The sequence below is a fragment of the Leifsonia sp. NPDC058230 genome, from assembly GCF_042882245.1.
Classification (GTDB): Bacteria; Actinomycetota; Actinomycetes; order Actinomycetales; family Microbacteriaceae; genus Leifsonia.
In genome coordinates this window covers 643,348-668,683 of record NZ_JBHVWM010000001.1, presented here as the reverse complement: position 1 = coordinate 668,683, position 25,336 = coordinate 643,348, and the positions used below count along the sequence as shown (strand labels likewise).

Here is a 25,336-nt window from a genome sequence, read left to right as displayed (position 1 = left end):
CGTATGTCGATGCTCGATCCGCAGGCCGACGCTGCGCCCCCTTCGGTTTCCAGCCGAGGAGAGCGTGCCGAGCAAGCCCTCATCGATGCGGTCCTCGACCTCTTGGACGAAGGCGGTGTCGCCGGCTTGACGATCGACAAGATCGCGCAGCGGGCGCGGGTGGGCAAGCCGACGATCTACCGGCGCTGGGGCAACAAAGAGGAGCTCGTCGCGTTCGCCCTCGGAAATGCCGAAGTGCCGCCGGAAATAGACGTGCGCGGCGAACTGCGCTCAACCCTGATCGCAGCGCTGGCGAATCTGGCCGAGCGTCTGACCTCGACCAGGGTCGGACGAGCCTGGTGTCGCCTGATCGGGTCATCGGATCGCTACTCAGAAGCGACCACCCTCTACGCCGAGCGTTTCATCGCTCCGCGAATCGATGTGCTGGTCTCGATGCTTCAGCGGGAGATCGACGCCGGCACGGTGCGCGCAGACGTAGACCCGGTCGCCACCATCAACCTGATGATCTCAACCGTGGTCGGTGGAATCGTGAACGTGCAGCCGGCCGGCTATACGCTCCCCTCCCCCGACCTGATCGTCGATACCTATCTCGTCGGCCTGAACCGGTCATAGCCTTCCTTGCCGACGCGCTCCTGCGCTTACCGGGCTCGTGAAAGCGTCGACGTCAGGACTTCAGCCACTCCAGGAGGTCGGCGTTGATGGTGTCGGCCTGCGTCGTCGGCATGCCGTGCGGGAAGCCGTGATAGGTCTTGAGCGTCCCGTTCTGAACCAGCTTCGCCGACAGTGGTCCCGCATCCGCGTATGGCACGATCTGGTCATCGTCACTGTGCATCACCAGAACCGGAACCGTGATCTTCTTCAAGTCTTCGGTGAAGTCGGTCTGCGAGAAGGCGACGATCCCGTCGTAGTGCGCCTTGGCTCCGCCCATCATTCCCTGGCGCCACCAGTTCTGGATGATCGCCTCCGACGGCACGGCGCCCGGACGGTTGTACCCGTAGAACGGGCCCGTCGGGAGCGCGCGATAGAACTCCGATCGGTTCGCGGCCAACTGGGCCTGCAGATCGTCGAACACGCTCTTGGGAAGGCCTCCCGGATTACCGTCGGTCTGCAGCATCAGAGGCGGTACGGCGCTGATGAGCACCGCTCGCGCGACCCTGTCCTCGCCGTACTGTCCGACATAGTGAGCGACCTCGCCGCCGCCCGTCGAGTGGCCGACGTGGATGGCGTCATGCAGGTCCAGGTGCTGCGTGAGCGCAGCAAGATCGGCGGCATAGTGATCCATGTCATGCCCATCGGATGTCTGGGTCGACCTTCCGTGCCCGCGCCGGTCGTGCGCGATGACCCGGTAGCCGTGGCTCAGGAAGAACAGCATCTGCGTGTCCCAGTCGTCCGCCGACAGCGGCCATCCGTGACTGAAGACGATGGGCTGACCCGAGCCCCAATCCTTGTAGAAGATCTCCGTACCGTCTGATGTGGTTATCGTGCCCATTTTTCTCTCCTCAGTCAGTGCTGTGTAAGCGGATTCGGCTGATCGGCGGGCATTCAGGGTGCACGATCAGGCTACCCCGGCACGCTCAGCCACACCACAGCATTCCGGGGCCAGCGTGCCGGTCGTGATCCGCACAACCGACGTAGAGTGAGGCCATGAAGCGTATGTGGCCGTATCTCGTCCCCGGAGTGATCTTGGGCGCAGTCGGGTTGGTCTGGACCCTGCAGGGGCTCAATGTGCTGCAGGGGTCTGGCATGAGCGGTTCCTCGATGTGGGCGACCATAGGGCCGATCGTTCTGCTGATCGGGTTGGCGCTGATCGTGGTAGCGATCGTGATCGCCCGACGCCGCAAAGCGCAGTGATCGGCGACCGCAGTCGCGGACCAAGCGGTGGGGATGGACCCACCTGCACTGTGGGCTGAGACCCGTATGACAGTGTGAAGCGTTTCTCTAGCGTGTGAATCACTCGCGAAGGGAGAACGCCATGGTGGCGATGAAGAAGACGGTGACGTCGGGACTGCCGTTCAAGTGCATCTGGATCTACGGGGTCGGCAATGCGGTCGTGCTCGGGCTTGTGCTCGCAGCGGCGCTGAGCGGAGGTGAGCCCAGCGTGTTCATGTGGGTGCGGGCGGCGATACTGGTCGGCGCAACGCCGTTCCTTCTGTGGCTGGAGAACCGCGCCAGAAGTGGCAGCGAGTCGGCTGGTGGGCGACTGCGGCTCGTCTCGACGATCCTGCCGGTCGCGGTGATCGTGGTGGACTTCATTCCGGGCGTCGCCCCCGTCTGGTACGGATTACTGCAGGGTCTGTGCGCCCTGGTGCTCGTTCCGGTCGCCGTGAGCACAATGGACGCGATGAGGAAGAGCTGATGACGAGTGAGCGGATCACCGGGGTCGCGGTGACGGTGGCCTCGGGCCTGGCCCGATCCACCACCTTTGCACTGTGCGGCTTGATCGTCCCTTTCGGCATCGCACTTCTGCCGCTGCTCGCCGCGTTGCACGCCGTCGGCTCGCCGTGGTCGTGGTCGAACCCCTGGTCCTGGGTCGGATCGGCGATCATCGGGGCAATCCTCACGCTCGCCCTCGCGCATCCGGTCGCCGTATTGTTTCGGCGGCTGATCGCACGCTGGAGTGGGACGAGCATCCCGAGCGGATTCCTCGCCCAGCCGGAGCCGGTGCGTCTGTCCACAGGATTCTGGTGGAACGGGTCGGCGTACGAACGGACCAGGGAGGACGCGCAGTCGGACCTGCGGCTCCGCCGGCTCCGCGAACCGGCATACTGGCGCGAGGTGCGCTGGGTGGTGATCGCCGCGGTCGTCGTCGCGCCGCTGTGCTCGGTGCCGGCGACTGCGATGGTCGGTGCGATCGTCCTCTTCGCGTTCGCGACGCCCCTCTCGATCGGCTCGGGCGTCGCACTGGCAGCCGTGTCGCTGGTGAGCGCGCCGTGGGCTTGGCACATCGTCCGCCCGGTCGCCAATCGTTGGCTGGCCACGCCTGACTCGCCCGACGGCTCCGTGGAGGACTTGCGGATGCAGCGGGCGGACCTCTCCGCAGCACACGACGCAGAGATCCGTCGGATCGAACGCGACCTCCACGACGGAGCGCAGGCCCGCCTGGTCGCGGTGGGGCTCGACCTCGCCACGGCGGAGCGCCTCATCGAGACCGACCCGGAACGGGCCGTGGCAATGCTCCGGGCGGCACGCGCGGGAACTGCTGAATCGCTCAAGGAACTACGCGGTCTCGTTCACGGTGTCTACCCACCCGTATTGATCGAGCGAGGACTCGTGCCGGCGATTCGCGCCCTCGCGCTGGACGGCCCCCTCGAGACCGTCGTCGACGGCCCGGACGATCTCCGCCTGCCCGCGCCGCTGGCCGCCGCTGTGTACTTCAGCCTCTCAGAGCTTCTGGCGAACGCAGCGAAGCACGCGAATGCCCGGATAGCGCGGGTGGCCGTTACGCGCGGAGCCGGCTGCATTTATGCTGTCGTGCACGACGATGGGGCCGGGGGTGCCGCGATGCGGCCCGGCGGTGGCCTCGATGGCGTCAGGCGCCGCCTCGCCGCGTTCGACGGGACCATCGAAATCGACAGCCCGACTGGAGGACCCACAATGCTGACCGTCATGGTGCCATGCGAATCGTCGTAGCCGAAGACCAATACCTTCTCCGCGACGGACTCGTCCGATTGCTCGAGGCATACGGCCACGAGATCGTTGCCACAGCAGCGAGCGGACCGGAGGCCCTCACGCGCTCCTGGAACACCGTCCGGACGTGGCTGTGCTCGACGTGCGCATGCCCCCCGACAACACCGATGAGGGGCTCCGGGCGGCACTGGCCGCCCGTCGTGAGGTGCCCGGACTCCCGATCGTGATGCTGTCGCAACACGTCGAGCAGCTCTACGCCCGCGAACTACTCGCCGATGGTGCGGGGGCGGTCGGCTATCTGCTGAAAGACCGCGTCTTCGACGGCGATCAGTTCCTCGACGCCCTCGAACGCGTCGCGGGCGGCGGCACGGCGCTGGATCCTACGGTCGTGGCAAAACTCCTGAACCGGCCGACCACCACCTCCCGGCTCGCGGGCCTGACCCAGCGAGAGCACTCACTTCTCGCGCTCATGGCCGAGGGGCTTTCGAATCAAGCCATCGCGCAGACGCTGCATCTCAGTAGTGGCGCCGTCAGCAAATACACGACGACCACCTTCGACAAACTCGGCCTGCCTCCCGACGACGGCGCAAACCGTCGCGTCCTCGCCGTCCTGGCCTACCTCAACGACACCGCGACGACCACGGAGTCGGCGCAACCACGCGAGTGATCGAGTCCTCTGAAGGGCCGGCGACCACGTGGTCGCCGGCCCTGAATCGGTCGTGTTCCGTGCTGCCTCAGTCGGTAGCGATCGGGAGCCAGAGCTGACTCTTGGCGCCCTTCTTCGAGCAGGTGTTAGCGATGACTGGAGCACCGTTGGCGGTGCTGCGGTTGCTCACGTCGACACAGTTGCCGCTCAATGCCGATCGGATCTGATAGCCGCCGCTCGCTTTCATGAACGACCATTGCTGGCTGACGGAGGAACTGCTGCACGCGGATTGGACGAGGGTTGCTCCGTTGGCATGGGACTCGCCCGCGACATCCAGGCAGAGACCGGAGCTCACCGAGACGATGTTGAAATTGTCTCTGGCAGCGGCAACGAGATTCCACTTCTCGTTGGCCGCTGCGATATTGGTCCACTGGATGATGCCGGCGCCGTCGACGGTGGAACCACCATTCACGTTCATGGCCAGGCCGTCGTGCTGGGCCGTGAAGATGTAGGAGACTGCCGTGTTGGGGAAGTTGGTCCCGGTCGGGGTGAACGACAGGGACTGTTCGGTCGCCTTCCGGCCTGCTCCGACGGAACTCCCGCTGGTGTCGGTTCCGGTGCGGAGAGGAGTGGTCTCGGCGAGTCGGGAGGCCTTGCTCGAGAGGGCCAGAGCGAGTCCGCTGTAGCGGTTCACAAGTCGGTAGCTACCCGTCCTGACGCCCGACGCGTTCGTCGTGGGTATGAAGAACCATTGCTGTCCCACCGTCGGGCCTGCCGCCGGCACGTTCGTGGCGGTCGGCTTCGTCCCCCAGGCACGTGTGGATGTCGTCGTCGTGGAGACGCCGAGGGCTTCACCAGTCGAGACATTCCGGACCGTGTACGACCCGTCGCCATTGCTCACGAAGTTCCACTTGGCCAGAGCTACTGCGGCGGAGGATGACGTGGACGTGACTGCCGCACTGCCGGCGACCTGCCTGAGCGTTTGCTCGCCTGCGCCGATCGTGTACGACTTCGTCGTATCGATCGGAGCGACAGCCGCGGGCGACGAGGTGATCGTGATGTTCGTGTACTGATTGCCGGTGCCGTCCGCGCAACCGATCGAGCAGTAGCTGCGGAAAGTCTTGCCGACGATGCTGGAACTGGTGGCATTCGCAGAATCGAGGAACCAGCGGTACCACGAGGCGCTGACGGCACTTCCCGTGTCCCCGGCGAAGGTCCATTTCTGGGTGGCGAGATTATCCGTCACGTAGTACGGCTGGGGACCGGCCGTCGATGTGGCCGCTTCCGGTTCGGCGACGTAAAGACCGAGGTATGCGTTATAGGTGACGTCACCGAGAAAGAGGGGTGACTTGCTGGGAAGGGTTCCGGCGGTGATCTGCTGCTGAACCGTTCCGGTATTCGCCGGGTTGTATTCCTTGTTCACCGGCGTGTATCCCGACGGCGCGGCGCTTGTGGAAGGCACGACATTGCTTTCCTTGCCGCCGATGCCAGGCTGGGACCAGGCTCCGTCGAACCACTTCTGCCACGACCCGGTGGCCATCTTCTGCGAGATCGGTGCCCGTGCAACGTGCGCGAAGGAGTCGGTCTGGCCGCCGCTCTTGTTGACGACGCGAGAGCCGTAGTTGACGTAGAAGTACCCGGAGGCAGTGTCTACAAAGAGGCGAGGATCGCCATCGCCGTAGGAGTACGTCTGGTTCGGGAACGCGGTGGTATCGCCTCGCGCGGTGCTGTAGGGGGAAGTGATGGCTTGGCCGACGATGGTCCAGGTCTTGCCTTGGGTGGTCGACCTGGCGAAGTCGATCGAGTCGTAGTGCAGCGCGTCGCCGAATGGAGCGGGCGTGAACTCGTTGTGCACGAGCCCGTACCAGTCGCCCGTGTCGGGGTCCACCCAAATGCCACCGGCCAGATCGCAGTAGTTCCTCTGCGAGTAGCCCGCATTTCCGACTGCGTACGTGGCCGTGACGCCTGTCGGGCTGTTGTTGCAGCGGAGGGTGGTGTTGTTGTTGTTGTCAGCCGGATTGGCTGGGTTGGCGGCGTCGCTGAGACTGGAGTCCCGCAGGGCGGTATCAAGATTCGTGCCGCTGAAGAACCGCCAATCGCGACTATCGGTCGCTCCGTAGAGCGATGCCGCGTCTTGGAAGTGGAATGAGCCGTCTTTGTCGATGAATGGCGCTTCCGGAGTGTCGTTGCTCGCGTGGGCAATGCCTGTCGCGCCGGTTGTCACCGTCAGGGATGGAGGAACCTCGGCCTGCGCAGCGCTCGGGAATAGCGCACCCACCGTGCACAGTCCGGCGGCTATGGCCACGAGTGACCATCCCTTGGGCGATTGAGTTCTCGGCATCATCGGCAGATCTCCTTGGATTGTTGGGAAGGGTCGAACGCCCCCGCGTCGCCAATCATCTGAGTACTCGTTCGCCCTTGTCAAGGAAAAATTGGCAGCGCTGCCATAAATTGTTCGCGAGGACCTGATAACGCTGTTAATTGACACGTCGCGCTGAAGCTGATCTAATACGTGTCGTGACATACATGTCGCGACATCTACCTTGGAGGCGTGATGAAGCCTGTCAAACGGGTTTCGGTTCTCAGCACCGGAACCGTGCAGATCCGTCCGGAGCATGTCGAGACCAACGGCACGCCGCTGATGTGGTGGCTCAACACGTCTCGCCGTTGGACCGATCCTCGACCGATCAACGTGTATGTGATCGAGCACGCGAAGGGGCTGGTGCTCTTCGACACGGGTCAAGACCAACGCTCGGTCACCGACACCGAGTACTTCCCTGGCGGCGTGACCGGACACATGTACCGTCGCCTCGCCAAGTTCGACATCCCCGAGGGTGCGACGCTCACCGAGCAGCTCAGGGCCCAGGGCTACGACATCTCCGACGTGCGGGTCGTGATCCTGTCTCATCTGCATCAGGACCACATCGGGGGCCTGCGTGAGCTGCCGAGGTCGGCTCGGGTTCTGGCGAGTGGTGTCGAATTGGCCGAGGTGGACAAGCGGTTCGCTGTCCTCAACGGCCTGCTGCGCGATCACATCAACATTCCCGGCATCAACTGGGTTCCGGTCACCCCCCAACCCGGCCGGGACGATTCGATCGCACCGTTCACCCACGCTCATGACGTCATGGGGGATGGCTCGCTGCTGCTTCTGCCGACACCTGGCCATACGCCCGGTTCGATGTCATTGCTCCTACGGAGCGAAGGTCTCCCGAGCATGCTCTTCGTCGGAGACGTCACGTACGACGCAGACCTGCTGGCCGCCGACCGCGTTCCAGGAGTCGGCGATCGAGCCGGTCTCCACGAGACGACTCGGCGGATCAATCAGCTGGCCACGCGCTACCCCGGCATGCCGATCCTTGCGGCCCACGACCCGGCTGCTGCCCGCCTCCTCGAGTCGGCGCTCTCGCAGCCCCGGAAGGCGATCCATTGAGAACCGCCGAGCTCGTTCGCTATCTCGTCCTCGCAGCGCAACGCGAGGGTAACCGGGTCCTCATGGCGCTCCTGTCCGAGATCGGTCTCACGCCGGCGCAGTCGGAAGCGCTGCGCATCATCTCAGAGCATGGCCCGCTCGCACTCAAGGAACTCGGCGACATGCTCGTGTGCGACAGCGGCACCAGTCCGAGCCGAATCGTCGACCGGCTCGTCGCCGCCGGCCTCGTGCAGCGGGACGCGAGCGAGCATGACCGGCGGCAGATCCGGCTCACCGTCACTCGAGAAGGCAAAGCCAGGTCGGACCAAGTGCGAGGCATCGAAGATCAGCTCTACGACGCGATCGACAGCACGCTGACCGCAGAGGACGAGCAAGCCCTCGTCCGCGTTCTGCGCATCCTGACCCGAGACTCGCCGGCTCGGCTCGCTCTCGAAACGCGGCTCGCCGCGGAAGAGCCACCAGCATGATCGATTCACCGATCAGCAGAACCGCACGGAGCAACGAATGACCTTCACACTGGATCTGGATATCGCCGCCGAACCGGCAGCTGTCTTCGGCTTCGTCGCCGACTTCGCCAACACTCCCCTGTGGTACTCGGCCGTGCAGCGCGTCGAGCGCCTCCACGGAGCCGGCGGCCTCGGGACTGAATACGCCGTGCATCGCCGGCTGCCTGGAGGTGCCGTCGTCAACAGGGTGGTAGTCACCAGCTACGTCGACGGGCGGGAGATCACGCTCACCTCGGTCAGCGGTCCGACCCCGTTCACCTACCGATACTCTGTCGAATCCGCGCCGAAGGGGGTGCGCCTCCTGCTCGAGGGCACCATCAGCGCGGCCGGACTGTCGGGTCCGGGCCGGTTGCTCGGGCCGGTGGCCGAACGATTGTTCAAACGCGGCATGCGCGACAACCTGCGCATCCTGAAGGACATCATCCCGCCACGATCCGGCCATGTGGCAACGCTGCCAATCGAGTGAACAGACGAATTGGCAGCGCTGCCAATTTCGTGTTACCGTGCCCGTAGTGTTACCCGCCCCCAGAGGAGATCAATGTTGATTAGCAAACGCATGACGCGGATGGCCGGCCTGGCCACCGCGCTCGCCATCGCCACCACCGTGGCCATGACGGGCTGTAGCGCCACCCCCGGTAACGCGTCGAAGACGCTGACGTATTGGTCGATGTGGAAGCAGGGCGAGCCCCAGCAGGTGGTGCTCGCCAAGGCGATCTCGAAATTCGAGAAAGAGACCGGCATCGATGTGAAGGTCCAGTGGGCCGGACGCAATGTGATTCAGCAGGTCACTCCACGCCAGGTCGCAGGCAACCCCCCGGACCTGTTCGATCAGGCAGGCAGCGCGATCTCTGGTGCGTTCGCGAAGAACAACGGTGTACTCGGTCTGTCGGACGTCTACGACTCCAAGCCGACCGGCGAGAGCAAGGAGATCGGCGAAGTCGTCCCGAAGGGACTCAGCTCGCTCTACACCAACAGCAAGCACGAACCGATTCTGGTGCCCTATGAAGTGACCGGTACCACCCTCTGGTACAACGGTCTCAAGCTCCCCGACCTCTCGGTGCAGACCTGGTCCGAGTTCACCTCCGAGCTCGACAAGCTCAAAGCCCAGGGGCAGACTCCGATCGCCGTCGACGGTGACCAGTCGTACTACGAGGCGTATTGGTTCGTGCTCTCCGCGCTTCGCCACGGCGGCGCAGATGTGATCACAGACATCGCCACCGACAAGACGGGAAAAGCCGCCGACAATCCCGCAGTGCTCGCGGCGGCGAAAGACCTGTTCCCGCTCATCCAAGGCGGATACATGCCATCCGATTTCAGCGGCACGAAGTGGCCGGCCCAGCAGTCCGCTTGGGCAGATGGGTCGAGCAAGACGTCGTTCCTTCTGATGGGTTCCTGGGCGCCGAGCGAGACCGGCGGTGCGCTGCAGAAATCGGGCATCGACGTCGCCTCGACGATTCAATACCGGTCGACGCCATTCCCCACTGTCGCCGGGGGAAAGGGCAATCAGACGACCTGGGTCGACGACTTCGGTTTCGCCATCCCGTCGAAGGCTCAGCACGCGGATGCGGCGAAACAGTTCATTCGATTCTTCACCGCAAAGGATCAGATGGAAGGAATCGCGAGCACCGCCGCCAACTTGACCCCGCGCGCCGACATCGCGGCGCCGGAGGGGCTGGCGGACTTCGCGGACGAGTATCAGAAGTCGGCCGATGCCGGGCAGCTCGTGGTGAATCCGGACGGTTCTTCGGCGAACTCGCAGTGGGCCTCGCAGGTGCTCTACCCGACCGTCGCCGATTTGTTCAACAAGAAGTTCGAGAGCCCGACCGCCTTCGTCGCAGCGCTGAAGCAGCGCACAGTCGCAACTCTCGCCGCACAGGGCTGACATGAACAGTTCAGCCACCGTGGCGAGCCGGACCTCCAGGGGTCCGGCTCGCCGGGCGAGTGCGTCGCTGGACAACCAGCGCCGTCGCATCTTCTGGCCTTTCGTGTTGCCGGCCCTCGTGATCTACGTGCTGTTCTTCATCGCTCCGGCCCTGTTCGGGGTGTGGGCCAGTCTCACCGAGTGGGCGGGCGCGGGTTCCGAAATGACCTTCATCGGTTTCGGCAACTACATTCGCCTCACCCGGGATCCGTACTTCCTGACGTCGTTCGGCAACACGATCCTCATCGCGTTCGTGTGCGGCTTCTTCGTCTTCCTCATCGCGTTTGCATTCTCGATCGTCGTTCGCGAGATGCGGGCGCGAGTCACCGTGCGGTCCTTGCTCTTTTTGCCCTACCTCATCTCGCCGATCGTGATGGGCATCGCCTTCGGTCTGCTGCTCGCGCCCAAGGGCGCCGTGAACTCGATCCTTCACGCGCTCGGCCTCGGTGCCCTCGCGATCGATTGGCTGGGACCGGACAACCAGTTCCACACGATCATGGCCGGGCTCGTCTGGATCAACGTCGGGTTCTATGTCGTGCTCCTCATGTCCGGGATCGACCGCATCCCGCCGTACTTCTACGAGGACGCCGAACTCGCCGGGGCGAATGCCTTCCAGAAGTTCATCCATGTGACCGTCCCGCTCAGCTGGGACATCATCACCATCGCCGTGGTGCTGTGGCTGATCGGCGCCATCCGCGTCTTCGACTTCATCATCGCGTTCACCGGCCTCGCCGGGATCCCACCCGCCAGTTCGAGCACGCTCGCAGTCGCGCAGTACGCGGCGACCACCGGCGGCCCGTCCCCTGCCTATCAAATGGGATACGGCAGCGCGATGGGCGTATTCATGGTCGTGCTGATCGGCCTGCTGGTCGTGGTCGTAAGGAGAGTGATGCGCCGTGACGCGCTTGAGTTCTGAAGTCCTGAGCCGCACCAGCGCGCTCGGAAACCTGCCCGCGACGAAGAGCGCGCGAAAGCCTCGAGCGTTCCGAAGCCGTACCACGGGCTGGTTCGGACATGTCGTCTCTCCCCTCATCTGGTTCACAGCCGCCTTCAACGTGCTGCTGTTCCTCTGGGTCGTGCTTCAGTCGTTCCGCAACGGCTCCGAGATCTTCACCAAACCGTTCGTCCTGCCCCGCACGATCAATTTCGACAACTACGTCAGCGCACTCACCGTTGGCCAACTCGGCTCCGGATTCCTCAACACGATTCTGATCTGCGTGACAGCGACGGTGACGATCGTCGCCCTCGCTGCGCTCGCGGGACAGGCGCTCAGCCGCACCAAATACCGTGCGGCCAGCCCGGTGACCAGCATCTTCGTCGTCGGCATGGGTATCCCGGTTCAGGCGGTGCTCGTGCCGATCTTCGTGCTCATGCAGACCATCAGCAGCACGATGTATTCGGTCTTCGGCTGGTGGGATGAACGGATCAGCGTCTACATCGTCTACGTCGCAACGGGCCTGCCGTTCGCCGTCTTCCTCCTCTCCGGATTCTTCCGCTCGCTTCCGACCGAGGTCGAGGAGGCAGCGGCGATCGATGGCGCCGGCCCGCTGCGCACGTTCCTCTCCGTCATGCTGCCGATGGCGCGCCCGGGAATCATCACCGCGTTCATCCTCACGCTGCTCGGCCTGTGGAACGAGACCCTCATCGCGCTGGTCTTCATCACCGACACCGACAAATACACCTTGCCGGTCTCGCTGCTCGGGCTGTACGGCACGATGCAGTACACCTCCAACTGGGGCGGACTCTTTGCCGGCGTCGTGATCGTGACGCTTCCGATCCTGATCGTCTATCTCGTGCTCGGAAGACGGATCGTCGAGGGGATGACCTTGGGCGCTGGAAAGTGATGAATGCCTCCTAGCCCGCGCCCGACTCCGATCGCCACTGCTCAACGAAGGAACCCAGCACCATGACCGACCTCCGACTCGACCGCGTCACTGTACCCACTGCGCCCCTTGGAGCAGACAACCCGTTGCCGCCGCTGTTCGGCTCGGGCAACCGCGACTACACCGTGGACATGAGCGAGGCGCCCGACGAAATCCGCGCGAATGCCGGGTACGGCCGGGTCGCCTCCATCGCGCCCTACCTGATGCAAGACGACTACGGTCGCGAACGTGAACTGATGGAACATCCGGTCGCAGTGCTCGAGAACGAGGTGCTGAGGGCGACCTTCCTGCTGAACGCCGGCGGCCGGCTCTGGTCGCTGATCCATCGACCCACCGGCAGGGAGCTGCTGTTCCGCAATGACGTTCTCCAACCCGCCAATCTGGCCCTGCGGAACGCGTGGTTCGCAGGGGGCGTCGAGTGGAACGTCGGCACCATCGGGCACACTCCCGGTACGTTCGCCCCGATCCATGCGGGCCGGGTCGAGCATCCGGATGGAACGCCCGTGCTCCGGCTCTGGGAGTTCGACCGCATCCGCGGGACGGTCTACCAGATCGACGCCCATCTGCCGACAGGATCCGCCGCGCTCTACATCAATGTACGGATCACGAACAGCACCTCGTCGGATGTGCCCTCGTACTGGTGGTCGAACATCGCGGTTCCTCAAACCGACGGCACCCGAGTGATCACCTGCGCAGACCGGGCTTGGAACTACGGGTACAGCGACCGGTTGGCAAGCGTGCCGATCGTGGACGCGCAGTCGGGAACCGACGCGAGCTACCCCGGTCGATCCGGTGACGCGGCGGACTATTTCTTCGACACGCAGGATGCCCGGACCCCCTGGATCGCCGCGATCGACGAACAGGGAACCGGGCTGGGACAGGTCTCCACCCGGCAGCTCCGCGGCCGAAAACTCTTCCTCTGGGGTCGCAGAGCCGGCGGTGAACGCTGGCAGGAATGGCTCTGCGGCGAGGGTCAGTCCTACATCGAGATCCAGGCCGGACTCGCGCGCACCCAGTTCGAACACGTGCGTGTTCCCGCGAAAGGCCACCTCTCGTGGGTGGAAGCATACGGCCGGGTCGACGTCGACGCTGAGCGCGCACACGGAGACTGGACGGATGCCCGCTCGGCCGCCGCCGGCGCCATCGAGAACCTGGCATCCGAGAGAGCGTTGGAGCAGGAACTCACCGATGGTGCCCGGACGTCTCGGCTGCCCGTCGACGAGATCCTGCACGCCGGCTCCGGCTGGGGGTCGCTGGAGGGCACGCGCGAGGGGTCCAGAGCCGGCGGCGAGATCGACGAACTCGCGACGCCGTTCCCACGGAGCACCATCACGGAGATGGAGGCCGACTGGCTGGAGTTGCTTCGCAGCGGACGCTTCCCGCACACCGACCCGACGACCTTTCCGAGGTCGATGCAGATCGATCCGGTCTGGGAGGACCACCTGGCAGCGGGAAGCGGATGGGTGGAGCCCGCACTGCTCGGCGGCCTGCTCGCCGCGCGCGACGACCTCGTTGGCGCACGCGCACGCTGGCTCGAGTCTGTGGGTGTTCAGCCGAACGTGCTCGCGCTGCGGAATCTGGGAGCACTCGCTCTCCACCTGGACGAGCACGACTCAGCGCTCGAGTGGTACGGTCGCGCGCTCGCCCTGGCCCCCGCGGTGCGCCCGCTCGTCATCGAGGCTCTCCGAGCCTTCGTCACGGCGGGTGCCACGGAGCGCGCGCTGGAGGTCATCGACGGACTGAAGGGTCCCATCCGCTGGAACTCCCGCATCCGTCTTCTCGAGGCGAGGGCCGCAGTCGCCACCGGCGATCTCAGCCGCTGCGGTGCCATTCTCGACGGCGGATTGGAGGTTTCCGATCTCCGCGAAGGCGACAACTCCCTCACCGAGCTCTGGTGGGACTATCAGACAGCGTTGCGTGCGCGCGACAACGGCGAACCGGTAACCAGTCGTCTCAGATCCACGGTGGTGGACACGCTGACGGTGCCCCGCGAGTTCGATTTCCGAATGGTGCGCACAGAGCGGTCCGACCTCCCAGAAATCGCTAGGGTGTGACGATGACAAGCAGGGTTCCCAAGGCTTCGCGTTCGACCGCCCCAGACATGGAGGACGTAGCACGGCTTGCCGGCGTCTCCCCGCAAACCGTTTCGAGAACACTCCGCGGGTACAAGCACGTGTCCGCCAGCGCTCGGCAGAAAGTTCTCGACGCAGTCAACGAACTCGGCTACCGCCGCAACGGCTCGGCATCGTCCCTCGCTTCGGGCCGGACCAGAGCGATCGGCGTCGTCGCCCTCGGAGAGGGTTCATTCCGTTTCGAGGTCATGCGCGGCATCAGTGCGGTGGCGGATGCCGCCGAGTACACGGTGAACATGGTCACCACGGCATCGTCGAGACCAGCGGATCTGGAGCGCGCCGTGTCGCGACTCCTGGACCAGTCCGTCGCTGGAATCGTGCTCGCACTCAACCTGAGCGAGACGAGCGACGAGTTGGAGCGCCTGATCGCTGAGGCCCCGACCATCGCGGTCGGAGGAGACCGGGCCGAATGGTCCGCGGCCATCTCCGTCGACGCCGATGCTGCTACCCGGAACGCCGTGCGCTACCTGCTGGACCTCGGACACGAGACGGTCAGCTACGTCACCGGCTTCGGCGGTGCCGCGCTCACGGCGGCGTGGCGCGACGAGCTGAACCAACATGGACGTCCGATCCCCGAGATCCTGGAAGGCGATTGGTCGCCGGAGTCCGGCTATGAACTCGGCAAGCACCTCGCGCTCGACACGTCGGTGACGGCGGTGCTCGTCGCCGGAGACGACATGGCCTTCGGGCTGATGCGGGCACTCGCGGAGGCCGGCGTCCGCATCCCCGACGACATCTCGATCATGGGCGCCGCGGACAATCACTTCTCGCCGTGGTCGTCACCACCACTGAGCTCGATCGAGGAGCTCCTCGACGAGCGGGGGGCTCGGGCGGCACGCTACCTTCTTCATCTGCTGGAAGACGATGGTGAGCCGTTCGTTGCGAGCCCGACGGTGCCCCAACTCGTCATCCGTGCCAGCACGGCGAGCCCGCCTGCATCCGGAACACGAGGAACCCGTGACCACTGACGCCGTCGACAGCTTCATCCGCACCAGGACGAGCAACGTCCCCGGCGATGGCTGGTTCGAGAATGCCGGTCTCGGCATGTTCATCCATTGGGACCACGCGAGCCAACAGGGTCTGGAGATCTCGTGGGCGATGACCGGGTACTACCCGATCGAACGGTTCCGCGACCGGGTCACGATCGCGACCTACCAGTCGAGCGCGGCGACCTTCGATCCCGAGTCGTGGGACGCGGCCCGGGTCGCGAAGCTCGCCCGCGACGCGGGAGCACGCTACGTGGTCTTCACCACCCGCCACCACGCCGGCTACTCGATGTTCAGCTCCCAGTACTCCGGTTTCGGCGTCGGGACCTCCCCGTCGGGCCGAGATGTCACGCGCGAGCTGGTCGACGCCTTGCGCGCGGAAGGCATCCGGATCGGCTTCTACTACAGCCTCTCGGATTGGCACCACCCGGACTATCCGGCGCTGGAAGAAGACGACCTTCCATACGCGCTCGAGCGCTGGCCGTTGGCGGGCCAGCTCGAGCATGCGGGCACACCGCTCGCGGACGACCGGCACCGGCGCCCGTCGGCGGAGAGCTGGGATCGCTACCGCGAGTACCTGCGCGGGCAACTCACCGAGCTGCTCACCAACTACGGTCAGATCGACCTTCTCTGGTTCGACGGCGAGTGGGAACGGTCGCCCGAGGAGTGGGACGTCGACGGCCTGCACGATCTCATCCGTTCGCTTCAGCCCAACGTGGTCATCAATGACCGGCTGCTCGGGCATGGCGACTACGTCACCCCTGAACAGGGACTGCCTCGCGATGTTCCCGACGGGCCGTGGGAGCTGTGCCTGACCATCGGCGAGGTGTGGGGCTCGGTACCGGGTGACACGATGCATAAGACCGCGACTTCCCTGATCACCACCCTGACCGAAGCGAGGTCCCGTGGCGGCAATCTGCTCCTGAACCTCTCGCCCACCGGTGACGGGTCGCTCGACCACAGGCAGGTGGACGCGTTCGAGCAGATCGCCGAGTGGATGACGCGGCACCGAGAGAGCGTTCACAATGTCTCTCCGACCGTCGGTGTCGACTTCTACGGGCCGACCACAGCGAAGCCCGGGCGCTTGTACCTCCATCTGGTGATGCGACCGATCGAGGAGATCATCGTTCGAGGCATCCCGGTCGACCGCATCCGGCGGGTCACCCTGCTGGCCGACGGCCGGGAACTCGCGTACTCGACGGTGGACGACGTCCACGACGTCACAGCATCAGCGACGGGCGAACTGCGAATCCCGGCTCCCGAACCATCGGCTGCCCTGATCGACGTCATCGCGATCGAGTTCGAGTAGGTTCGTCGAAGACTGTACTGACCACGGGTGTGCCCGAGAACCTTCTCGCCGAACCCTCCGGCCCCCTATGCTGTCGGGTGGGACACGCGGGGGACACCAAGACCGCTGCGGTGGCGCGCAAACGACGCGCGAAAACCGATTGAGGACACAGCGTGTCCGCTTCGAGCAATAGCGTCGGTTTCACCGGATTCGTCCGACACTCACATTCACACACAGCACCTCGGGGACAACCGTGACTCTGATTCGTTTATCGCTGCGCTTCGTGCGCCCGTACTGGCGCGCTGTCACAGCCGTCGTGATCCTCCAATTGATCGCGACGATGGCAGCGCTCTACCTGCCGACCCTCAACGCCGACATCATCGACAAGGGCGTCGTGAAGGGTGACACCGACTTCATCTGGCGCACCGGCGGCATGATGCTGATCGTCTGCTTCATTCAGGTCCTGGCGGCTGTCGCGGCAACCTACTTCGGGGCGCGCGCGTCGATGTCTGCCGGCAAGGACATCCGTCGCTCCTTCTACCGCAAGGTCGATTCGCTGCCATCGCTCGATCTGGCGCGGTGGGGCATGCCCACACTCATCACCCGCAACACGAACGACGTGCAGCAGGTCCAGATGCTGCTTCTGATGACTTTCAACTTCATGGTGTCGACGCCGATCATGTGTATCGCCGGCATCATCTTCGCAGTCCGAGTCGACGCGGGGCTGTCGTGGCTGATCTGGGTCTCGGTCGCCGTGCTCTTCGTGGTCGTCGGCATCCTCGTCTGGCTGTTGCTGCCGATGTTCCGCATCATGCAGGAGCGCATCGACGGCGTGAACGGTGTCATCCGCGAGCAGATCGTCGGCATCCGGGTGATCCGGGCATTCGTACGCGAGAAGTTCGAGACCGACCGCTACGACGACGCGAACGCCGCCCTGACACAGATCTCAGTGAAGGTCGGCAACGTGTTCGTGCTCATGTTCCCGATCATCATGCTGATCCTGAACGCGGCGACGGTCGCCGTGCTCTGGTTCGGCGGCCATCGCGTCGACGCGGGTGACATCCAGATCGGCGCACTCACGGCGTTCCTGCAGTACCTGCTGCAGATCCTCGTCGCGGTCATGATGGGCGTCTTCATGGCGATGATGATCCCGCGCGCGATGGTCTGCGCCGAACGCATCAACGAGGTGCTCGGAGCCAAGCCCTCGGTCAGCGCGGGCGCCGAGAACGGAGCCGTACCCGTCGACGGGCGAGTCGTCGTGCAAAACGTCACTTTCGGCTATCCGGGAGCAGAGAAGCCGGTCCTCAACGATGTCACCTTCACGGCTGAGCCCGGCAAGATCACCGCGATCGTCGGGTCGACAGGCTCGGGCAAATCCACGCTGGTGTCGGTGATCGCGAACCTCTTCACCCCGCAGAGCGGCCACGTACAGATCGGCGGCGTCGCGGTGGATGGGCTGAGTCGACAGCAACTGGCGGGTGTGCTGGGCCTCGTGCCGCAGCGTCCGTACCTGTTCTCCGGGACCATCGCGACCAACCTCCGTTTCGGCCGGCCGGATGCGAGCGACGATGAGTTGTGGGAGGCGCTGCGCGTCGCTCAGGCCGAGGACTTCGTCCGCGCGAAAGACCATGGGCTCGATGAACGCATCGCCCAGGGCGGCACCAATGTGTCCGGTGGCCAGCGACAGCGGTTGTGCATCGCGCGGGCTCTTGTCTCGCGGCCGAAAGTGTTCCTCTTCGACGACTCCTTCTCAGCTCTGGACGTCGCAACGGATGCCCGGTTGAGGCGTGCTCTCGCGCATTCGACGGGCGATTCGACGGTCATCGTGGTCGCACAGCGCGTTTCCACCATCCGCGAAGCCGACACGATCATCGTCATGGACGATGGACGCGTGGTCGGTCGCGGCACACACGACGAACTGGTCGAATCGAACGAGACGTACCGCGAGATCGTCGAGTCGCAGCTGAGCCTGGAGGTGGCCTGAGATGGCTCGCTCAACCGAACGAAAGAAGCGCGGCGGGCGCCCAGAAGAGGCACAGAGCCCGACCGCCACGGACATCGTGCTCGACGAGCTCGAAGAGGAGTACGACTTCACGCCCTCCGAGGCGGACGGCGACATGTTCGGCGGCACGCCCGGCAAAAAGGCCGAGAATTTCTGGCCGTCGTTCAAGCGGCTGATGGGTCTCCTGAAGCCGGAGTGGCTCGGGATGGCGTGGGTCACCCTGCTCACGGTTGTCTCGGTCGTGCTCGTGGTCATCGCTCCGAAGATCCTCGGTGATGCGACCGACGTCATCTTCAAGGGCGTGATCGGGTCGCAGCTGCCGAAGGGCGTCCCTGTCGACCAGGTCATCGCGCAGCTGCGGGCCTCCGGCCAGAACCAGCTCGCCGACGTGGTGGCCGGCTCCGGTGTCACCACCCATCAGGGGATCGACTTCACCGCGCTGGGACGCCTGCTGCTGATCGTGCTGGCGATGTACCTCGTCGCCTCAGTGCTGCAGTGGTGGCAGGGCTACCTGCTCAACGCGCTGGTCATGCGAGTGGTCTACGGGCTGCGGTCCGACGTCGAGGCAAAACTCAACCGCCTCCCGCTCAGCTACTTCGACACCCGTCAGCGCGGTGACCTGATGTCGCGGGTCACCAACGACGTCGACAACATCCAGACGGCGTTGCAGCAGGCCTTCTCGCAGCTCATCCAGTCGGTCCTCACGGTGATCGGCATCGGCATCATGATGTTCATCGTGTCGTGGCAGCTCGCGTTGATCGCGCTCATCTCCATCCCACTCTCCGGCGTGATCGCCGGAGTCATCGGCTCGCGCTCGCAGAAGCTGTTCAAGACCCAGTGGGCTTCAACAGGCGCTCTCAACGGGCACATCGAGGAGTCGTTCTCAGGTCTCGACCTGGTGCGCGCCTTCGGTCGCGACGGGGTCATGCTCGAGCAGTTCGATGAGCGTAATTCCACGCTGCACAAGGCCCAGACGGGTGCCCAGTTCGTATCGGGCAGCATCATGCCGGCGATGAACTTCGTCTCCTACCTGGCCTACGTGCTGATCGCCGTCGTCGGCGGGTTGCGCGTGGCCGCGGGCCAGCTGACTATCGGCGACGCCACCGCCTTCATCCAGTACTCGCGTGAGTTCTCGCAGCCGATCGGACAGATCGCGGGCATGGCGAACATGTTGCAGTCGGGCGTCGCGTCGGCTGAGCGCACCTTCGAGTTCCTCGACTCCGAGGAGCAGAAGCCGGATACGGCCACCGAGCACCTGCCTGAGCGCGCCGACGGCCGGGTCGAGCTCGATCACGTCGACTTCTCGTACGACCCCGCGATCGAACTGATCCGCGACCTGTCGCTGAGCGTCCAGCCGGGAAGCACCGTGGCGATCGTCGGTCCGACCGGTGCGGGCAAGACCACTCTGGTGAACCTGATCATGCGCTTCTACGAGCTGAGCGGTGGCAGCATCCGCCTCGACGGCATCGACACCACTCTTCTCTCCCGCGCCGAACTGCGCGGTCAGGTGGGCATGGTCCTCCAGGACGCCTGGCTGTTCTCAGGCACGATCCGCGAGAACATCCGGTACGGCCGGCTCGATTCGACGGACGACGAGGTGATCGCGGCCGCGAAGGCCACCATGGTCGACCGCTTCGTGCGGCAGCTGCCCGACGGCTACGACACGGTCATCGAATCGGATGGCGGCAACGTGTCCGCCGGCGAGCGACAGCTCATCACGATCGCCCGTGCGTTCATCGCCAACCCGTCGCTCCTCATCCTCGACGAGGCGACTTCATCGGTCGACACCCGCACCGAGCTGCTGGTGCAGCACGCCATGGCCGCCCTCCGCACAGACCGCACGTCGTTCGTGATCGCGCACCGGCTGTCGACGATCCGCGACGCGCACACCATCCTGGTGATGGAGAACGGCCGGATCGTCGAGCAGGGCGGTCACGCCGAGCTGCTTGAACGCCACGGCGCGTACTACGACCTGTACATGACACAGTTCCGCGGCGACGATGCGGAGGCCGAGCTGGAACTTCAGGAGAAAGGCGTACCGGTAGTGGTAGCAGCGGGATCGGGAGAGCCGGACGTCTCAGAAGAGGTGACCACACCGTAACTTGTGGCCGGTTCTACACCGGGGTGTTGCCGAAGCCCCTCAGCGATGCACGACAAACCGGTCGAAGAGCGAGAACTCGGCCTGATCGGGCCGTTGGAGCCGCAGCCGGGAATCCTCGAGTATTGCCCGCGTGATCGGAACAGCGCCGTAGGGCGGACGGGTGTTACGAGCTTCGAGGCGACGCCAGAGTTCCTCGAACGTGACATCGAAATAGTGCAGCTCGGCGCTGGCGCCGAGCCGCTGAGCGACTCGGCGGATCCCATCGCGCTCTTCCCGCTGCCACGTCCCGTCTTCGAGGATGACGTTCAGTCCGCGTTCGACCAGCTGTACCCAGAGCCGGTCCAATCGGTCCTGCATGTTGTCGCGCAGCGCATCGAAGAAATCGAGACCCAGGTCGGCCATCCACTCGTCCGTGCTGAAGCGGATGGCGCCTGTCTCTCGTTCTTGCTGGCGAGCGAAGGTCGTCTTACCGGAACCCGGCAGCCCACATAGGAGTATGACGACGGGCCGCTCGATTGCGCCCCCTCCCGGGGCTCCGCGCGTCCCATTCGACAATGTGCCTGCTCCCGTCGTCAGCCCGGCACAACCACGCTACCGCGTGATCAGGAACCCGCTCGGTGCGCGTCGCGGACGACGGCTGCTATTTGCGAAGCGCAGACACCTGGAGCCGAGCGGCGACAAGTGTGACCGCAACGATCGCCGCAGCAAACCAGCACAGGCCGACCTGCGGGCTGACGTACGAGGTCACTATCGCCAGAAGCACCGGCGGAAGTCCCTGCCCCAGGTACGTGATCGTGAAGAAGATGGCGATCACGCCCGCACTCGAGGCCGGATCGGCGGTCGTGGCAGCAACACCCAACGCAGATTTGAACAGCAGGCCAAGTCCCGCGCCGGCGACGCCGGCACCGATCAGGAAGAGGGTCAGCGACGGGTTGAACAGTCCGACGATGATCACCAGGAACCCGACGGCTGCGGCGCCAGTGCCCAGGCCGAGCATCCAACTCGGGGAAACCCCTCCCAGAGCGATCTGCGAGACGGCGGAGACACCGAGCGCGACAAATGCCGCGAATCCCCAGATGATCGGTGCCGAGACGTGCAGTTCGTTCTCAACGATCAAGGACCCGAGGGACAACAGCACTCCGAATCCGCCGAACGAGCAGAACGCCACCGCGGACGCCCCGATGAAGGCCAGCCGCTGACCCTCTCGGAGTCGGAATCGCCGCGTCTGTTCCTTGCGGAAGGCACGCCGGTCGACTGTCTCGGGGCTCAGGATCACCGCCACGGTTCCAACGATCATCGCCACGATGAAGATGACATACGACGTCGTCAATGGGGCCGTGAACCACTGCGCGATCGCTCCGGAAACGAGGGGGCCGAGCGAGAGTCCACCGAGGACCGCGATGGATGCGACGGTTGACGGGAAACGAGACCGGGAGTTCGTTGGCCGTGCCCTCCGGTAGAGGTCCGACAGATACGTCGTGGCAGTGGACGCGACGAGGCCGACCGCCAACCCCGTGAGGAAGCGCCCAACCAGGAGGCCCGGATACGCGGGCCACACCATCATCACGACTGCAGCACCGACACCGACGATCAGCGCCGGAACGATGATTCGACGTCGACCGAAACGATCCGACAGGTGTCCGAAGAAGACGAGCCCGGCTACTGTGCCGACAACTGTGATCGCGAATGCCACGGTGACCAATGTTGGATTCAGCGCATCCTGCTGTGCGTAGAGAGGCCAGAGCGGAGTGGGAAGGGTAGCGAACGCCTGAAGAATGACGACCGCGCCAGTCACCAGCCAGAACCCGGTGAGATGACGTGCTTGCGAACGGGCGTGGGGCAGTCCTGGGTTGTCCGCGGCTGCGATAGCCATGTGAGTTTCTCCAATCGAAGTCGATCTGCACTTCGAGCGAGAGTACGACCTTCTTATCGCTCACGGAGAATAGTGAGCACGCTACAATCTGCAGAACAGATGGAAGGCGACCCCATGGAATTGAGGCAGCTCCGCCACTTTCTCGCACTGGCAGAAGAGCAGAATTTCACCCGCGCAGCCCAGCGTGAACACATCGTTCAATCGGGGCTCTCCAACTCGATCCACTCGCTTGAACGCGAACTGGAAACCCCTCTCTACGTGCGGGGCAGTCGACCAATTCGCCTGACCGCAGCCGGATTCGCGCTCGAAGGCCCTGCCCGCCGCACGATCAGCAGTGCCGGGTACGCCCGCCAGGCGGTGCGCGATACCCGTCAGGCGATCACTGGTGCGATACGCATCGGCGCGATGCAGTCAGCCGAACACGTCGTGCCCCTGACGGAGTACGTCGCCAGGTTCACTCGCGACTACCCCGGGATCACTGTGGAGGTTCTGCAACTAGCTGCGCTGGATATGTTGGCGATGGTCGAATCCGGCGAACTCGACTGCGCGATCGTTCCGGCGCCGCCCAGCACCGGACACAGATTGCGCCTCGTGAAGTTGGGGCGCGAGCCGATGAAACTCGCGGTCCCACCCGCCCACCCGCTAGCTGCCGAAAAGAGCGTGCGCCTGACCCAACTCGAACACGAGAGGTTCGTGGAAGTGCCCCCGACCTGGACTTCTCGCCTTCTCAACGACGCGGCGTTCGCCGGACGGGGGATCGAACGAAACGTCGTCTGCGAATCCAACTCATGGGACCTCGTTCTGCAACTCGTCGGCGCCGGCGTCGGAATCGGGATCGTCCCAGGAGGACTCAGTCATCCCACGATCGCCGAACCTACACGATCGGTTGTCCTTGTACCTTTCGCCGACGTGCGGCTCGAACGCCATCTCCATCTGGCGATTCCGTCTGTCGGCGAACTCGATCCAGCAGCAACACGGTTCATCGAGGAGGTCTGGCACCTCCGCAACGATCCTACGGTCGAGTGAGCGACTCCTGCCGGACCATGCTGCGGGCCACCTGGCTCGGAGTGAGTGGCCGTTGGCTGAGGGGATGTGCACGTTCCGGACGGATGGCATCCAGGAAGAGCTCGACGTTACGCCGCCATGCGCCGGGTGCCGTCGACCGGGTCACCTCGGCGATCTTGCTGTTCGAGACGGCGATGAAGAGCAGGTCTTCCATCGTGAAGTCGGGTCGCACCGCGCCTTCGTCGCGCGCGAGCGTCACCAGTCTTCTCACCGTCCGTTGAATCTCGGCTCGGATCGCCTGAAGTCCGGGAGCGCCGTCGAAACGGGTGTTCATCAGGTTCAGGTACCCGTCGCGTTCTGCCTCGATCTCGCAACTGGCGACGATGTACTCCGCGAGTCCCTCCCACCGGTCCGGGTTCGCCAGCGCGTTCCTGGCGACGGCGAGCTGGCCCCGGAGCGGCTCCTCCAGGACGGCCTCCCACAGTTTCAGTCGTGACGGGAAGTGCCGGTAGAGGGTGCCCGGGCCGACACCGGCGGTAGCGGCGATCCTGTCCATCGGCGCATTGAGGCCCTCGGCCGCGAAGACCGCCTGTGCGGCGGCGGTCAGCTTCTCTCTGTTGCGGATGCTGTCGCTGCGTTCAGCGCGCGCGGCAACGCCCTGTCGACCCTTTTCACCAAGCTCTTCGGCCATTCGCCAATGCTACGGGAATAACGGAGACAAGACTCCGTTATACGCCTTATCGGAGAGTGGTCTCCGGTTAAATCGTTAGGAGAACTGATGGAACTCGGCGTTTACTCGTTTGCAGAACGGATCGCTGACCCCACGACGGGCAAGACGCTCAGCCCCCAGGAGCGGCTGAAAGAGATCGTCGAAGAGATCGAACTGGCCGACCAAGTCGGCCTCGACGTTTACGGGCTCGGCGAACACCACCGGGCGGAGTTCGCAGCCGCCAGCCCGGCCGTCGTTCTGGCCGCGGCCGCAGCACGTACGAGCAGGATCAGGCTGTCGAGCGCTGTCACCGTACTGAGCTCCTCCGACCCGGTACGCGTGTTCCAGGACTTCGCAACGCTCGACCTCCTGTCGGACGGACGAGCGGAGATCATGGCCGGGCGTGGCGCGTTCACCGAATCGTTCCCCTTGTTCGGCTTCAACCTCAGCGACTACGACGAACTGTTCGACGAGAAGCTGAGGCTCCTGCTCGCACTGAACTCATCGGAACGCGTGTCGTGGACAGGCAGGCACCGCCCCGCGCTGCGCGACCAGCCCGTGCATCCCCGCCCCGCACAAGCGAGCCTTCCGATCTGGGTCGGCGTCGGGGGTACCCCGAGCTCCGCCGTGCGCGCGGGACAGAGCGGCCTTCCACTGGCGCTAGGGATCATCGCCGGCGACGTGCGTCGATTCGCCCCGCTCGCCGAGCTCTACCGCCAAGCTGCAGAAGAAGCCGGGCACAACTCTGAGGCGTTGCGGGTCAGCGTGAACGCACACGGCTTCGTCGCAGACTCCGCCGAGGAGGCGATCGAGAAGACGTATCCGTACACGCAGAAAGCGCTGGGAACGTTCCTCGGACTCCCCGCGTCGTCCCTTCCGAGCAGACAGCAGTACGAGAGCGAGCTCGCGCTACCCGGCGCGCTGGTCGCTGGAACGCCTGAGCAGGTCGCCGAGAAGATCCTCTACCAGCGCGAGCTGTTCGGCATCGACCGCTTCCTCATGCAGATGAGCGTCGGTACCATGCCGCACGCTGACGTCATGCGAAGCATCGAACTCCTCGGCACGCAGGTCGCACCTCTCGTCCGTAGCGAACTCGGCAGCATCGCTGCATAGCCGCGTCGGGGGGGGGGGGGGGGGGGGGGGGGGGCCCCCCCCGGGACGGGGGGGGGGTGGGGGGTGGGGGGGCGCGCGGGGGGGGCGGGGCCGGGGGCGGGTGGGGGGACACCC

The 25,336-nt window shown here is 64.8% G+C and carries 22 protein-coding genes and 1 pseudogene; 18 read left to right on the top strand and 5 right to left on the bottom strand.

What is annotated here, in order from left to right:
* Positions 1-3: 3 nt before the first annotated feature.
* A complete protein-coding gene (locus ACFVV0_RS03400; RefSeq protein WP_387058218.1) occupies positions 4-612 on the top strand; it encodes a TetR/AcrR family transcriptional regulator in 609 nt (202 codons plus the stop codon).
* 52 nt (positions 613-664) lie between these two features.
* Here ACFVV0_RS03400 and ACFVV0_RS03395 read toward each other — a convergent pair whose 3' ends face one another.
* Complete coding sequence (locus ACFVV0_RS03395; RefSeq protein ID WP_387058215.1) at positions 665-1,489, bottom strand: alpha/beta fold hydrolase; 825 nt, start codon at positions 1,487-1,489, stop codon at positions 665-667.
* Positions 1,490-1,644: 155 nt separating this feature from the next.
* Between ACFVV0_RS03395 and ACFVV0_RS03390 the strand changes: the two genes are divergently transcribed.
* The 4 genes and pseudogenes from ACFVV0_RS03390 to ACFVV0_RS03375 all read left to right on the top strand — a co-directional run bounded on the left by ACFVV0_RS03390 (position 1,645) and on the right by ACFVV0_RS03375 (position 4,294).
* Positions 1,645-1,851: a hypothetical protein gene (locus ACFVV0_RS03390; protein ID WP_387058212.1), complete on the top strand. Its 207-nt coding sequence runs from the start codon at positions 1,645-1,647 to the stop codon at positions 1,849-1,851.
* Positions 1,852-1,972: 121 nt separating this feature from the next.
* Positions 1,973-2,356, top strand: coding sequence for a hypothetical protein (locus tag ACFVV0_RS03385; protein ID WP_387058209.1), 384 nt, complete (start codon positions 1,973-1,975; stop codon positions 2,354-2,356).
* Positions 2,356-3,630: a sensor histidine kinase gene (locus ACFVV0_RS03380; protein WP_387058207.1), complete on the top strand. Its 1,275-nt coding sequence runs from the start codon at positions 2,356-2,358 to the stop codon at positions 3,628-3,630. Before ACFVV0_RS03385 ends, ACFVV0_RS03380 begins: the two co-directional genes overlap by 1 nt.
* Positions 3,615-4,294, top strand: a pseudogene (locus ACFVV0_RS03375) (response regulator). Before ACFVV0_RS03380 ends, ACFVV0_RS03375 begins: the two are co-directional and overlap by 16 nt.
* A gap of 67 nt (positions 4,295-4,361) precedes the next feature.
* Here the strand turns inward: ACFVV0_RS03375 and ACFVV0_RS03370 are convergent.
* On the bottom strand, positions 4,362-6,797 hold the full coding sequence (locus ACFVV0_RS03370; RefSeq protein ID WP_387058206.1) for an RICIN domain-containing protein: 2,436 nt from the start codon (positions 6,795-6,797) through the stop codon (positions 4,362-4,364).
* 30 nt (positions 6,798-6,827) lie between these two features.
* Here ACFVV0_RS03370 and ACFVV0_RS03365 point away from each other — a divergent pair, with 30 nt between their 5' ends.
* The 11 genes from ACFVV0_RS03365 (at position 6,828) to ACFVV0_RS03315 (ending at position 20,522) form a co-directional block, all read left to right on the top strand.
* Positions 6,828-7,703, top strand: a complete 876-nt coding sequence (locus ACFVV0_RS03365; protein ID WP_387059463.1) for an N-acyl homoserine lactonase family protein — start codon at positions 6,828-6,830, stop codon at positions 7,701-7,703.
* On the top strand, positions 7,700-8,170 hold the full coding sequence (locus ACFVV0_RS03360; protein ID WP_387058204.1) for a MarR family winged helix-turn-helix transcriptional regulator: 471 nt from the start codon (positions 7,700-7,702) through the stop codon (positions 8,168-8,170). Before ACFVV0_RS03365 ends, ACFVV0_RS03360 begins: the two co-directional genes overlap by 4 nt.
* A gap of 37 nt (positions 8,171-8,207) precedes the next feature.
* Entirely contained in the window at positions 8,208-8,675 is a 468-nt protein-coding gene (locus tag ACFVV0_RS03355) for an SRPBCC family protein (RefSeq protein ID WP_387058201.1), read from the top strand.
* A 72-nt stretch (positions 8,676-8,747) separates the two neighbouring features.
* Positions 8,748-10,091 (top strand): ABC transporter substrate-binding protein, encoded by a 1,344-nt coding sequence (locus ACFVV0_RS03350; protein ID WP_387058198.1) that lies wholly within the window; start codon positions 8,748-8,750, stop codon positions 10,089-10,091.
* A gap of 1 nt (position 10,092) precedes the next feature.
* On the top strand, positions 10,093-11,046 hold the full coding sequence (locus tag ACFVV0_RS03345; RefSeq protein WP_387058195.1) for a carbohydrate ABC transporter permease: 954 nt from the start codon (positions 10,093-10,095) through the stop codon (positions 11,044-11,046).
* Positions 11,027-11,974: a carbohydrate ABC transporter permease gene (locus tag ACFVV0_RS03340; RefSeq protein WP_387058192.1), complete on the top strand. Its 948-nt coding sequence runs from the start codon at positions 11,027-11,029 to the stop codon at positions 11,972-11,974. Before ACFVV0_RS03345 ends, ACFVV0_RS03340 begins: the two co-directional genes overlap by 20 nt.
* A 62-nt stretch (positions 11,975-12,036) precedes the next feature.
* On the top strand, positions 12,037-14,067 hold the full coding sequence (locus ACFVV0_RS03335) for a DUF5107 domain-containing protein (protein WP_387058189.1): 2,031 nt from the start codon (positions 12,037-12,039) through the stop codon (positions 14,065-14,067).
* 2 nt (positions 14,068-14,069) lie between these two features.
* Positions 14,070-15,113 (top strand): LacI family DNA-binding transcriptional regulator, encoded by a 1,044-nt coding sequence (locus ACFVV0_RS03330; protein WP_387058186.1) that lies wholly within the window; start codon positions 14,070-14,072, stop codon positions 15,111-15,113.
* Entirely contained in the window at positions 15,103-16,440 is a 1,338-nt protein-coding gene (locus ACFVV0_RS03325; protein ID WP_387058183.1) for an alpha-L-fucosidase, read from the top strand. The genes ACFVV0_RS03330 and ACFVV0_RS03325 overlap by 11 nt, the downstream gene beginning before the upstream one ends.
* Positions 16,441-16,672: 232 nt before the next feature.
* Positions 16,673-18,403 carry an ABC transporter ATP-binding protein gene (locus ACFVV0_RS03320; RefSeq protein ID WP_387058180.1) on the top strand — a complete coding sequence of 577 codons (1,731 nt, stop codon included), beginning with the start codon at positions 16,673-16,675 and terminating at the stop codon, positions 18,401-18,403.
* 1 nt (position 18,404) lies between these two features.
* The gene (locus ACFVV0_RS03315) at positions 18,405-20,522 is read left to right on the top strand and encodes an ABC transporter ATP-binding protein (RefSeq protein ID WP_387058177.1); all 2,118 of its coding nucleotides are present in this window, start codon (positions 18,405-18,407) and stop codon (positions 20,520-20,522) included.
* Between the two features lie 39 nt (positions 20,523-20,561).
* On the opposite strand, the gene ACFVV0_RS03310 is transcribed toward ACFVV0_RS03315, so the two are convergent.
* Complete coding sequence (locus ACFVV0_RS03310; RefSeq protein WP_387058175.1) at positions 20,562-21,077, bottom strand: AAA family ATPase; 516 nt, start codon at positions 21,075-21,077, stop codon at positions 20,562-20,564.
* Between the two features lie 85 nt (positions 21,078-21,162).
* Positions 21,163-22,395, bottom strand: a complete 1,233-nt coding sequence (locus ACFVV0_RS03305; RefSeq protein WP_387058172.1) for an MFS transporter — start codon at positions 22,393-22,395, stop codon at positions 21,163-21,165.
* Between the two features lie 99 nt (positions 22,396-22,494).
* Here ACFVV0_RS03305 and ACFVV0_RS03300 point away from each other — a divergent pair, with 99 nt between their 5' ends.
* Positions 22,495-23,421: a LysR family transcriptional regulator gene (locus ACFVV0_RS03300; protein ID WP_387058169.1), complete on the top strand. Its 927-nt coding sequence runs from the start codon at positions 22,495-22,497 to the stop codon at positions 23,419-23,421.
* Here ACFVV0_RS03300 and ACFVV0_RS03295 read toward each other — a convergent pair.
* Positions 23,408-24,091 (bottom strand): TetR/AcrR family transcriptional regulator, encoded by a 684-nt coding sequence (locus tag ACFVV0_RS03295; RefSeq protein ID WP_387058166.1) that lies wholly within the window; start codon positions 24,089-24,091, stop codon positions 23,408-23,410. The two genes, ACFVV0_RS03300 and ACFVV0_RS03295, sit on opposite strands and share 14 nt — an antisense overlap.
* A gap of 87 nt (positions 24,092-24,178) precedes the next feature.
* On the opposite strand from ACFVV0_RS03295, the gene ACFVV0_RS03290 reads away from it, so the two are divergent.
* Positions 24,179-25,222, top strand: coding sequence for an Atu2307/SP_0267 family LLM class monooxygenase (locus tag ACFVV0_RS03290; RefSeq protein ID WP_387058164.1), 1,044 nt, complete (start codon positions 24,179-24,181; stop codon positions 25,220-25,222).
* Positions 25,223-25,336 lie beyond the last annotated feature (114 nt).

Bases quoted from the DNA above. Each gene is read 5' to 3' on its own strand.
- ACFVV0_RS03305 (WP_387058172.1), bottom strand. From the start codon at position 22,395: ATGGCTATCGCAGCCGCGGACAACCCAGGACTGCCCCACGCCCGTTCG.
- ACFVV0_RS03395 (WP_387058215.1), bottom strand. From the start codon at position 1,489: ATGGGCACGATAACCACATCAGACGGTACGGAGATCTTCTACAAGGAT.
- ACFVV0_RS03390 (WP_387058212.1), top strand. From the start codon at position 1,645: ATGAAGCGTATGTGGCCGTATCTCGTCCCCGGAGTGATCTTGGGCGCA.
- ACFVV0_RS03355 (WP_387058201.1), top strand. From the start codon at position 8,208: ATGACCTTCACACTGGATCTGGATATCGCCGCCGAACCGGCAGCTGTC.
- ACFVV0_RS03400 (WP_387058218.1), top strand. From the start codon at position 4: ATGTCGATGCTCGATCCGCAGGCCGACGCTGCGCCCCCTTCGGTTTCC.
- ACFVV0_RS03290 (WP_387058164.1), top strand. From the start codon at position 24,179: ATGGAACTCGGCGTTTACTCGTTTGCAGAACGGATCGCTGACCCCACG.
- ACFVV0_RS03330 (WP_387058186.1), top strand. From the start codon at position 14,070: ATGACAAGCAGGGTTCCCAAGGCTTCGCGTTCGACCGCCCCAGACATG.
- ACFVV0_RS03380 (WP_387058207.1), top strand. From the start codon at position 2,356: ATGACGAGTGAGCGGATCACCGGGGTCGCGGTGACGGTGGCCTCGGGC.
- ACFVV0_RS03295 (WP_387058166.1), bottom strand. From the start codon at position 24,091: ATGGCCGAAGAGCTTGGTGAAAAGGGTCGACAGGGCGTTGCCGCGCGC.
- ACFVV0_RS03365 (WP_387059463.1), top strand. From the start codon at position 6,828: ATGAAGCCTGTCAAACGGGTTTCGGTTCTCAGCACCGGAACCGTGCAG.
- ACFVV0_RS03335 (WP_387058189.1), top strand. From the start codon at position 12,037: ATGACCGACCTCCGACTCGACCGCGTCACTGTACCCACTGCGCCCCTT.
- ACFVV0_RS03385 (WP_387058209.1), top strand. From the start codon at position 1,973: ATGGTGGCGATGAAGAAGACGGTGACGTCGGGACTGCCGTTCAAGTGC.
- ACFVV0_RS03350 (WP_387058198.1), top strand. From the start codon at position 8,748: ATGTTGATTAGCAAACGCATGACGCGGATGGCCGGCCTGGCCACCGCG.
- ACFVV0_RS03370 (WP_387058206.1), bottom strand. From the start codon at position 6,797: ATGTCACGACACGTATTAGATCAGCTTCAGCGCGACGTGTCAATTAAC.
- ACFVV0_RS03345 (WP_387058195.1), top strand. From the start codon at position 10,093: ATGAACAGTTCAGCCACCGTGGCGAGCCGGACCTCCAGGGGTCCGGCT.
- ACFVV0_RS03315 (WP_387058177.1), top strand. From the start codon at position 18,405: ATGGCTCGCTCAACCGAACGAAAGAAGCGCGGCGGGCGCCCAGAAGAG.
- ACFVV0_RS03300 (WP_387058169.1), top strand. From the start codon at position 22,495: ATGGAAGGCGACCCCATGGAATTGAGGCAGCTCCGCCACTTTCTCGCA.